This window comes from Mycobacterium simiae, assembly GCF_008370645.1.
GTDB lineage: Bacteria > Actinomycetota > Actinomycetes > Mycobacteriales > Mycobacteriaceae > Mycobacterium > Mycobacterium simiae_A.
Genome location: NZ_VTZN01000393.1, coordinates 1 through 1,332, shown reverse-complemented (window position 1 = coordinate 1,332; position 1,332 = coordinate 1). Strand labels below are relative to the sequence as shown.

General features: G+C 77.1%; 2 protein-coding genes. Both read left to right on the top strand.

The annotated features are described in order from the left end of the window. Nucleotides 1-1,046: type VII secretion-associated serine protease mycosin (gene mycP, locus F0Q45_RS26030; protein ID WP_149656594.1), on the top strand; the 1,046-nt coding region annotated here is incomplete at its 5' end. Then, nucleotides 1,043-1,332, top strand: a 290-nt coding sequence (locus F0Q45_RS26025) for a hypothetical protein (protein ID WP_223163956.1), incomplete at its 3' end; no start/stop codon positions are given. The genes mycP and F0Q45_RS26025, both read left to right, overlap by 4 nt.

Sequence of the window (1,332 nt, the reverse complement as noted above, 5' to 3'; positions counted from 1 at the left end):
CCCCGCCCCGGCCCGCCGATCCCGCGCCTTCGCCCACCGATCCGCCGCCGAGCCCCGGACCGCAGGCGCCGCCCGCGCCGGTGCCGGCCGCGGACGGGTTCTCCGGGGTGGCACCCGATGTCGAGGTCATCGCCATCCGGCAGAGCTCGAAAGCGTTCAGCCCCAAGGATGCGTTCGCCACCGACCAGGACCCGGCGACGCGGCGCAAGGCCGGCGACATCCGCACCATGGCGCGCGCGATCGTGCACGCCGCCAACCTGGGGGCGGCGGTCATCAACATCTCCGAGGTGGCCTGCATGAGCGCCTCCAACCTCATCGACCAGCGCGACCTGGGGGCCGCGGTCCGCTACGCGGCCATCGAGCGCAACGCGGTGATCGTGGCCGCGGCCGGCAACACCGGCGCCGACTGCAAACAGAACCCGGTCTATAACCCGTTGACGCCCAACGATCCCCGCGACTGGGCGGGGGTGGCCACGGTGGTGACGCCGGCGTGGTTCTCCGACTACGTGCTCACGGTGGGGGCGGTGGATGCCACCGGGGCGCCGCTGGAGGGCAGCGTGGCCGGCCCGTGGGTGTCGATCGCGGCACCGGGCACCGAGGTGGCGGGTCTCTCGCCGCGCGACGACGGGCTGATGAACGCCGTGGAGGGCAACGACAACACGATGCTGGCCCCGGCGGGCACCTCGTTCTCGGCGGCGATCGTGTCCGGGGTGGCCGCGCTGGTGCGGGCCAAGTATCCGCAGCTGAGCGCCCATCAGGTGATCAACCGGCTGCTGCGCACGGCCCGGGCGCCGGCGCGGGGGGTGGACAACCAGGTCGGTCACGGGATCGTCGACCCGGTGGCCGCGCTGACCTACGACGTGCCGGCGGGGGAACCCGTTGGCCCGCAGCGGTTGTCGGCGCCGCTGGTGCTGTCGCCGCCGCGGCCGGGCCGCGACCTGACCCCGGCGTGGGTGGCCGCCGCCGGGGTGGGCGGGCTGGCGCTGGCGGTGTCGGTGGTGCTGGGGTCGGCGGCGCTGCTGTCGCGGCGGGAGCGGCGGCGGTGACGCCGGCGTTCCCGCTGGGGGTCGCGGCCGGCTGGGCGCGGGTGGTGGCGGTGTTCGTCGCCGACACCGCGCTGCTGGGCGCCGGCGCGGCGGCCGGGGGCCGGCCCGGCTGGTGGGCCGGCGCGGTGCTGGCGGCGCTGCTCACCGTGGCGGTCCTGACCCGCTGGCGGGGGCTGGCGCTGTCGGGCCTGGCCTGGCGGTCGGCGACGCGCCGGGGCGGGGTTCGCGCCCCGGCGGGCGGGGTGGCCGATCACCGCCGCCTCTTCGGGGCGGGCCCGGTCGGGAT